This is a genomic window from Deltaproteobacteria bacterium (genome assembly GCA_009930495.1).
Taxonomy (GTDB): domain Bacteria; phylum Desulfobacterota; class Desulfovibrionia; order Desulfovibrionales; family Desulfomicrobiaceae; genus Desulfomicrobium.
This window is the reverse complement of sequence record RZYB01000013.1, coordinates 20,394-29,156: the sequence shown is the minus strand read 5'-3', so window position 1 is coordinate 29,156 and position 8,763 is coordinate 20,394. Positions and strand designations below refer to the sequence as shown.

Annotated in this window: 10 protein-coding genes; 6 read left to right on the top strand and 4 right to left on the bottom strand. The window is 60.1% G+C overall.

Annotation, left to right across the window (positions count from 1 at the left end):
- Positions 1-79 precede the first annotated feature (79 nt).
- Complete coding sequence (locus EOL86_02690) at positions 80-523, bottom strand: TraR/DksA family transcriptional regulator (protein NCD24492.1); 444 nt, start codon at positions 521-523, stop codon at positions 80-82.
- Between the two features lie 171 nt (positions 524-694).
- Between EOL86_02690 and EOL86_02685 the strand changes: the two genes are divergently transcribed.
- The 3 genes from EOL86_02685 to EOL86_02675 all read left to right on the top strand — a co-directional run bounded on the left by EOL86_02685 (position 695) and on the right by EOL86_02675 (position 2,217).
- Positions 695-1,357, top strand: coding sequence for an NAD(P)/FAD-dependent oxidoreductase (locus EOL86_02685; GenBank protein NCD24491.1), 663 nt, complete (start codon positions 695-697; stop codon positions 1,355-1,357).
- Between the two features lie 282 nt (positions 1,358-1,639).
- Entirely contained in the window at positions 1,640-1,894 is a 255-nt protein-coding gene (locus tag EOL86_02680; GenBank protein NCD24490.1) for an AbrB/MazE/SpoVT family DNA-binding domain-containing protein, read from the top strand.
- The gene (locus EOL86_02675; protein NCD24489.1) at positions 1,888-2,217 is read left to right on the top strand and encodes a type II toxin-antitoxin system PemK/MazF family toxin; all 330 of its coding nucleotides are present in this window, start codon (positions 1,888-1,890) and stop codon (positions 2,215-2,217) included. The genes EOL86_02680 and EOL86_02675 overlap by 7 nt, the downstream gene beginning before the upstream one ends.
- A 12-nt stretch (positions 2,218-2,229) precedes the next feature.
- Here EOL86_02675 and EOL86_02670 read toward each other — a convergent pair whose 3' ends face one another.
- Positions 2,230-2,592 (bottom strand): hypothetical protein, encoded by a 363-nt coding sequence (locus tag EOL86_02670; GenBank protein NCD24488.1) that lies wholly within the window; start codon positions 2,590-2,592, stop codon positions 2,230-2,232.
- Between the two features lie 434 nt (positions 2,593-3,026).
- Here EOL86_02670 and EOL86_02665 point away from each other — a divergent pair, with 434 nt between their 5' ends.
- The 3 genes from EOL86_02665 to EOL86_02655 all read left to right on the top strand — a co-directional run bounded on the left by EOL86_02665 (position 3,027) and on the right by EOL86_02655 (position 6,718).
- Positions 3,027-3,575 (top strand): periplasmic heavy metal sensor, encoded by a 549-nt coding sequence (locus EOL86_02665; protein ID NCD24487.1) that lies wholly within the window; start codon positions 3,027-3,029, stop codon positions 3,573-3,575.
- A gap of 75 nt (positions 3,576-3,650) precedes the next feature.
- Positions 3,651-5,366 carry a PAS domain-containing protein gene (locus tag EOL86_02660; GenBank protein NCD24486.1) on the top strand — a complete coding sequence of 572 codons (1,716 nt, stop codon included), beginning with the start codon at positions 3,651-3,653 and terminating at the stop codon, positions 5,364-5,366.
- Complete coding sequence (locus EOL86_02655; GenBank protein NCD24485.1) at positions 5,363-6,718, top strand: sigma-54-dependent Fis family transcriptional regulator; 1,356 nt, start codon at positions 5,363-5,365, stop codon at positions 6,716-6,718. The genes EOL86_02660 and EOL86_02655 overlap by 4 nt, the downstream gene beginning before the upstream one ends.
- Before the next feature lie 59 nt (positions 6,719-6,777).
- Here EOL86_02655 and EOL86_02650 read toward each other — a convergent pair whose 3' ends face one another.
- Positions 6,778-7,242: a universal stress protein gene (locus EOL86_02650; GenBank protein NCD24484.1), complete on the bottom strand. Its 465-nt coding sequence runs from the start codon at positions 7,240-7,242 to the stop codon at positions 6,778-6,780.
- 42 nt (positions 7,243-7,284) lie between these two features.
- On the bottom strand, positions 7,285-8,724 hold the full coding sequence (locus EOL86_02645; protein ID NCD24483.1) for a sodium:proton antiporter: 1,440 nt from the start codon (positions 8,722-8,724) through the stop codon (positions 7,285-7,287).
- Positions 8,725-8,763 lie beyond the last annotated feature (39 nt).

Here is an 8,763-nt window from a genome sequence, read left to right as displayed (position 1 = left end):
TTAAGGGGCCGGGGCCCCGAAACGGCGGTTCAGGGGACGCGCCTTGCGGCGCGGGCCGACGCACGGAAAAAACGCCATCTCAGACCGCGGCCAAAATGCCCTCCCCAAGACCGGTACGCAAAAACTCACCGGGATTGCGGTCGACCATCTCCTGGCACTCGACGCAATACCGGGCGCTGGGCATGGCCAGGAGGCGCCGCTCGGCGATAAACTCACCGCAGAGTTCACACAGTCCATAGGAATCATTGTCGATGGCCTTGAGGGCGCTCTCGATGTCTTTCAGCAGGGAAATGTTGCGGTTGTAACGAATCATGTTCCAATCTTGCGACGAGGCAGTGAAGGCGCGATCGGCCAGATCCGGCTCCACATCCCGGCCCTGGCCCATGGCCTCGCGCAGGCTCAGATTTTCGGCCGTGATTCTGGCGTGTTTGTCCCGAAGTTGCTGTTCAAGTCCGTGATGCGTCATCTTGGAATACGACATGGCAAGCCTCCTGGTTGTGCAACCCGGCCCACCCGGACCCATCCGGACAGCCAGGCCGCCCTATTGCGATGAAGGCACCCTAGACACAACCCGTGACGGATTAGCGACAACAGCGAGGACATTCCACGACAAGAAGCCGGCGGGGCGGCCATCGTTGGACAACCGGCATGCAGTCCGCTAAGGCGGGGACACCATAATCAATTCGGAGGTTATATGTCGGAAAATATACTGGATGGAGCCATCTTGCAGCGGGACAAGGAAACCTACGCCATCGTGCCGCGCACCCCGGTCGGCCTGATCAGCCCCGAAGTGCTCGACGCCCTGAACACCGTGGTCAAGAAATACGCCATCCCCATCGTCAAGATCACCTCGGGCCAGCGCATCGCCCTGGTCGGCATGAAAAAGGAACAGCTGGCCGACATCTGGAAGGATTTGGGCACGGACATCGGCCGGGCCACGGAACTGTGCGTGCACTATGTCCAGGCCTGTCCGGGCACCTCGGTCTGTCCGTTCGGCGTCCAGGACTCCCTGGGACTGGGCCTGGAAGTGGAGGAAATGTTCAAGGGCTTCGAACTGCCGGCCAAGTTCAAATTTGGAGTTTCGGGCTGTCCGTTTTCCTGTGGCGAAGGTTTGGTGCGCGACATCGGCATCACCGGTTCCCGCAAGGGATGGAATGTCAGCTTCGGCGGCAACGCCGGGGCCCAGGCCCGCATCGGTGACATCATCGCCAAGGACCTGACCAAGGAAGAGGTTTTGGCGTTGGTCAAAAAACTCCTGACCTTCTACAAGGAAAACGCCAAGAAAAAGGAACGCACCGCCCGGTTCGTGAATCGCGTCGGCATCGACGCGGTCAAGGTGGCGGTACTGGGGGAATAGCGTCCTCTTTCCATCGCGACACAGAGAAAGCGCCTGTGGACGCTTTTCAATCGACAAACCCCCGCCATGATTTTCGGCGGGGGTTTGCGTTTGAGACTTCGAAATGCCGGTTTTGTCCAGGCCAAGGCCTTGGGCACGGCTACCCACCAGGGATCGCGGCCGGCCCTTCTTCGGCTTCAGGACCACGTAAAGGTTTATACCCACCGACGCGAACACTTTTCATTTTATTGACGTCCACATTCAGTAAGCCTAATGTAATTACATCCTATACAGGAGGACGTCATGACCACCCTCATCAAAATCGGCAATTCCCAGGGCATCCGCATTCCAAAGGCCCTCATCGAACAGGCCCGGCTTGCGGATACGGAACTGGAATTCAAGGTCACGGACGCGGGACTGCTCATTCGTCCCGCCAACGCGCCACGCCAGGGCTGGGCCGAACGATTCGCCCATGCGGAGGAAGAACGCGCGGCCCATGACACGGACCAGGAATGGCTGGATGCGCCGCTGACCGATGATAAGGATCTGGCATGGTGAGCCCGGACATCCACCGTTTCGAGGTTTGGTTGGTGCAGCTCGATCCGACCCAAGGGGCAGAGATCAAAAAAACACGGCCCTGCGTCATTCTGTCTCCGAACGAAATGGCCGCGCTGCGCACTGTCATTGTCGCCCCCCTGACATCCCAGGGCTTCGCCTATCCAACCAGAATTCCTTGCACATTTCAGGGCAAGAACGGATTTATTGTTCTGGATCAGCTCCGGGCCGTGGATAAAACACGACTGGTCCGCAAGCTCGGCGTCATTTCCTCCGAGGAACAGGCGCGAACAACAGCCTGCCTCCAGGAACTCTTCGCCATGTGAAGAAGAGCGCGGTCAGGCCCCGAGCAGCCGTTCCGCAACCAGCCGCTCCATGGCCGGGTCGTTTTCCAGGGTTGGCAGCACGACGAACTCCACGCCCGGATAGGCCCCGCGCAACTCCGCGATCATCGATGGAATGTCCTGCTCGATGTGCACGCCGTTGTACAAAAAATACTGCATGACCACGATCCGGGCGCAGTCCTGGCCAACCAACACGCCAACCTGATGGGCCAGGGTCGGTTCGCCCAGCGAAAAAAACGCGGGCAGCACGGTTGCTCCCGGCACCATGGCCGCGACCCGGCCGACCATGGCCTCGAAAGACCGCCCCACCTCCCGCCGCCTGCTGCCATGCCCAAGCACGATCATTCCCGTCTTCATGAACAACCTCCCAGAAAAAAAAAGGCCGCCCGCGCCAACGAGCAGCCCTACGTGACGCGCCGCGCCGGCTCAATGTTTATGGTCGTCGTGGGTCACGCCTTCGTGTCCATCGTGGGTATGCTCGTGGTCATGATCGTGAGGATGGGAATGGACCATGTCCCCGTGACTGTGCTCATGTTCGTGATGAACCACCGTGACCGACGTCGTGCCACGCTGGCACCCGCAACCTTTACACATACGCACCTCCATATTGGTATTTCCGCAAACATTTCGACACGGTTGGAAGCTACCTTTTTCAAAGACAAATGCAAGCGCCAGATCGATTGCACTTTTTTGCATGAAAAGTGCAAATATGTGCAAACAACACCTTCGAAACCACACCACGAAAAATATAACCACTTGAATTAAAAAGTTCCGTCTTTTTGGCACGAGCCATGCTTATTCTTTCTCGAACCAACGACGCATCCTACCTCCATGGTGCGACAGGAGCTGACATGATCGGAAAACACCTCATCCTCGCCCTCCTCGTCCTGATGATGCTTGGCGCCAACGCGTGGGCTTATCAGGGCATGAAGCCCGGTACCGGACACTACCAGGGCTTCATGGCGGACCTTTCCCAGGAACAACAAGGAAAGGTCCAAAAATTGACCGACGCTCATCACGAGCAGCTTTTTGGCCTGCAAAAAGAACTCAACGCCAAACAGGCCGAGATGGACGCCCTCCTCGCTGTCGCCCCCCCCGACAGAGCGGCCATCCTGAAACTGGTGGACGACATGAACGCGTTGCAGGCCAAGAAGAACATCCTCAACATCGAGTACCGCATCGACTTGACGGAAATCACGGGCAAGCCCCTCCCCATGAATTCCGGCAAGGGGCACGGTCCCGCGGCACCCTGCCCGGGCCAGATGCCCGGACCTGGCGCGCCTTCCAGCGGCACGCCGCAAGGTCCGGGAGTCAAGCCCGGCTCCCCACAGGGTTCCTGATCCCATCGTCTCTCCCCTCCCGTATTGGGCAAAGGCCGCGCCACGCGGCCTTTGCCTTTTCCACGGAGCCCTCGCATGGAAATATTCCTGCCCTCCCGGTTCAATAGAACCATCATGGTCGCCACCCTGGCCGTGTTCGTCCTGGGTTTGGCCTTGAGCTTTTCGACCTGGCGAAACCTTCGCCACCAGCAGGAATCCTTCCGCGAACACGCCCTGGTCACGGCCAGATCCATCGCGGCCGGCATTGAAATCACCCTCCGCCGCGAACTGCGCCTCCCCGCCGGCGCCCAAAACACACCGGACACGGCCACGCGCCTGCACCGGGCACTGGCCCGAGACCTGCTCAAAGACTATATCACACGCACCGACGCCCGCTTCATCGGCATCTACAATCCGCTTGGGCACATCCTTTTTTCGTCCCACGACGACCCGAAATCCATCAACTCCCAGCTTCCGACCATTGCCTGGGAAAACATGGGCAACACGGGTGAATGGAGCGGGGAAATGAACTTCGAGGGGCGGCCCATCCTGGTCCTGGGGCGGCTGAGCCATCTGGCCATGGCCACCCTGTGCCCGGACCCGACCCTGCCCTGTCCGCCGGAAAACCAGCCCCCCCTGCTTCTGATCGGCGTGGACATGGGCCAGCATCTGGCCGCCTTTGGCAAATACCAGCGCACGGCCATCCTCCAGACCGGCTACATCCTGGCCGTGACCATCGTGTTCTGGATTCTGCTCATGGGCTTCCTGCAACACTCCGACCAGACCCAGCGCCTGCGCCGCCTGGAGTCCTTCAACGCCCGTCTTCTGGACAACATGCCCGACGGCCTGTTGACCCTGGCCCGCGACGGCACGATCCTGGCGGCCAACCCGGCGGCGCGGGCCGTGTTCGGAGGCGGCGCCCTGGCCGGGAAGCCCTTCGCGGCGCTTTTCTCCAGCCTGGGCCTGACCCTGGACCAGCTCCCGGATCAGGAATGGACGACCCTCAAAACCGGGGGCAAGCACCTGGAAGTCCTGCAACTCCCTCTCAAGGACGAAACCAGCCAACGCCTCATCCTGGTTCGGGACAGAACCGAATTGGCCGGCCTGGAGCAGGAGCTGCACCGCAATGAAAAACTGGCCGCGATCGGCCGCATGGCCGCTGGCGTGGCCCATGAAATCCGCAATCCGCTCTCGGCCCTGCGCGGCTTCGCGCAATTTTTCTCCAAAAAACTGGCTGGCCGGGACCCGGAGGAGCTCTATGCCCGGACCATGGTCCAGGAGGCGGACCGCCTGAACCGGGTCATCACCGATCTGCTCTTTTTGGCCCGCCCCCGGCAGCTCCGGTTCCAGGCCGTGAACCTGCCAACCCTGTTCCAGGAGCTGGACACCTTGCTGGCCATGGACCTGCGCGGCACGAATTGCCGCCTGGACAGCCAGGCCCAAACGGACGCCATCCAGGCCGATCGCGACGCCCTGAAACAGGCCCTGATCAACCTGATCATGAACAGCGTCGCCGCCATGCCCGAAACCGGCGGTCTGATCCACCTACGCGCCGAAGCCACCGATAACGGAGTCTGGATGCGGGTCATGGACAATGGCAAAGGGATGACCGAAGAGGAACGCAGCCACGCCCTGGAGCCGTTCTTCACCACCCGCGACCACGGCACCGGCCTGGGTCTGGCCATCGTGCATGCCATCGTGCGCGAGCACGGCGGCGACATCGACATGAAATCAACCCCCGGACAGGGCACCACCATTTCCCTTTTCTTCCCGGCGACCCCGTCCCCCACCAACGAGCGAGAACAGGCATGAACACGACAACCGTCCTCGTCATCGACGACGAACCAGCCCACCGGCTCATGGTCCGGGTCGTGCTCGGCGACGCCGGCTTCAAGGTTCTGGAGGCGGACAACGGCCCGACAGGCTTGAACATTCTGCGCACCAAGCGCGTCGATGTTGTCCTTCTGGACATGCGCATGCCGGGCATGACCGGTCTGGAAGTGCTGCACCGCCTGCGCGAGCAGGGCGGTTTTCCACCGGTGATCATGCTGACCGCCTTCGGCAATGTCGGCGGCGCCGTCGAAGCCATGAAAAGCGGCGCCTTCGACTACCTGACCAAGCCCGCCGACAACGACGAGCTTCTGGCCGTTGTCCAAAAAGCGGCCGAGCATGTCCGCCTGACCACGGAAAACCGGGAACTCAAAAAACAGCTCGGATCATTGCGGCAGGCACCCATCATCGGGGACAGTCCGGCCATGCGCACCGTCAACGAGCTCATCGAACAGGTCGGCCCGAGCGAGGCCAACGTGCTCATCCTGGGAGAATCCGGCACGGGCAAGGAGCTGGTGGCCCAAGGCCTGCACGACCACAGCCAGCGCAAAAACGGCCCGCTGATCAAGGTCAACTGCGCGGCCCTGCCCGAAAATCTGCTGGAGAGCGAACTTTTCGGCTACGTCAAGGGCGCCTTCACCGGCGCGGCCAATGACAAACCAGGGCGATTCCAGTTGGCCAGCGGCGGCACCCTGTTCTTGGATGAAATCGGAGAGCTGCCCCTGGCCTTGCAGGCCAAGATCCTGCGCGCCCTGCAGGAGCGCGTCGTGGAGCCTCTTGGCGGCATTACCCCCGTGGCCGTGGATGTGCGTTTCATCGCCGCCACCAACCGCGATTTACCGACCATGATCGCCGACGGCACGTTCCGCGAAGACCTCTATTACCGCCTGAACGTGCTGGAAATCCGCATCCCCCCCCTGCGCGAACGGATCGAGGACATCCCCCTTCTGGCCAGCCATCTCCTGGACAAGCTCGGCCGCAAGAACAACAAGCCGGTGCGCGGCATGACCCGTGGTTTCCTCGATCTTCTGTGTCGCCACGAATGGCGCGGCAATGTCCGGGAACTGGAAAATATCCTGGAGCGCTCCCTGATCCTGTCACGCGGCGACGCGTTGGACGAACACGACCTCCCCGATCATCTGCGCGACCGCCCCATTCACGGCCATGGTCTGGCGGCCACGAGAGGTAATCCGCTGGAAACGGCCGAACGGCAAGCGCTGGTCGAAACATTGCGCAAACACGACGGGCACCGCGCCCGCACGGCCCAGGCCCTGGGCATCAGCCGCCGCACCCTGCAATACCGGCTCAAAAAATACGGACTGACTTCCAGATAAAAAAACGCCGGCCTCGACAGAAACCGGCGTTTGTGACGCGAAAGACCGAAACCAGAGGCCTACACGCCGCAGGCATCCTGTAAATACTTCGTGCGCAGATTGCGCGTGACCAGCACCGGGCAGGTCGCCTCCTCCAAAACTCCGGACACCACGCTGCCCATGACCACGCTTTCCAGCTCGGACATGCCGCGCGAGCCGATCACAATGAGGTCGCAGTCCAGTTCTTCCTGCACGTTCAATATCTCATAGTCCGCCCGGCCGGGACGGGCCAGAAGCTCCACCTGCAGACCGCACGGCTCCAACATTTTTTTGTATTCCTCAAGCAGGGCCATGGCCTGGGTCTGGGCCTCGTGGCGCAATTCCTCGGCCTCGTCTCCGCCGATGGTCATGGTGATGGGCTCCCAAACATGCAGCAGATAAATCTTGGGGCTCCTGGAATTGACCAAGTGCGCGGCATACAAGGCCGCGTTCTTGGACGACGCGGAACCGTCCACAGGCACCAAAACGCGTTCAATTTTAATCATCAGTATTTCTCCCTGGCGGCCGTGCCGCCACTGGCTCACGGATTAGAAAAAGAGCAGGGTCGTCAGTATGAAACACGGAATGAGAATACCCACGGACCAAGCCATGTATCCGAAGAAACTCGGCATCTTGATCCCGCCGGATTCCGCGATGGACCGGACCATGAAGTTGGGGGCGTTGCCGATATAGGTGTTGGCGCCCATGAACACGGCACCGGCCGAAATGGCCATGAGTGTCTCCACGTGCTCCATCAGAAACGGTGCGTCGCCACCAGCGGTGTTAAAAAACACAAGATAGGTCGGGGCATTGTCCAGGAAACTGGACAGGACTCCCGTCAGCCAGAAATACATGGCATTGTTGGCCACGCCATCCGTGGAAACCAGGGCGATGAGACCACTCAGGGCTCCGTCCGCGCCAGCGCGCAGAATGGCGATGGCCGGAATCATGGAAATGAAAATACCGGCAAAGAGCTTGGCCACCTCGCGGATGGGCTCCCAATCGAATTCATTGCGACGGCGGATTTCCTGGGGCGTGGTCTTCAGGCTGATCCCCGCCAGGACAAGAAGCAGAATGTCGCGGGCAATGTTCTGCAGCTCCACATGCACTTGATAGATGATAAAACCGCCCTCGGGCTTCCACATGCCGCTCATGAGCACGCCGCCGACCACGCCGGCCAAGAGCAGAAGATTCTGCCCGCCCTGGATCCGCAACTTGCCATCCTTGCCGGCATCCGGAGACTCGGGTTTGCCTTCCTTGCCGAACAGCACCGTATCAATGACAAAATACAAAGAAAGCAAAATCGCCGAGTTGACGACGAAAGGAGCAAAAAGATGAACCGTGGTCCAAAAAAAGGACACGCCCTTTAAAAATCCCAGAAAAAGCGGCGGATCACCCAGCGGCGTCAGGCTGCCACCAATGTTGGCCACCAAGAAAATGAAGAAGACAATGGTGTGCACCTTGTATTTGCGGTGGGAAATCGCCCGCATCAACGGCCGGATAAGCAGCATGGCCGCGCCGGTGGTTCCCATCCAGCTGGCCAGGAGCGTACCGATCAACAAAATCACAGTGTTCACCACCGGTTTGCCGACCAACGATCCGCGCAGACACACCCCGCCGGCGATGGTGAAAAGCGAAAAAAGAAGAATCAAAAACGAAAAGTACTCCAGGAACATCGTGTGGACGACCTGGTACAGGGCCAGTTCGAAACCATGAAAAACGGCGAAAGGCACAAGGTAGGCAACGCTCCAGAAAGCCGCGACCTTGCCATAGTGATGGTGCCAGAAATGAGGCAGCGCCAAGGGCATGATGGCGATGGACAGCAGCATGCAGGCAAACGGGATAACCCATTGCGGGCCAAGTAGCTTGCCGATTTCCTCGGCCTCGTGATGCAGGTCTCCAGCCGAAGCCCAGACATCGGGCAAAAGCCCAAAAACACCCACGCCGATGGCCGCCAGGCAAAAAATCCAGACAAAACTTTTTCGCATCCGACGTTCTCCTTTTGAACCGCCATGAAAAAGGCGGCC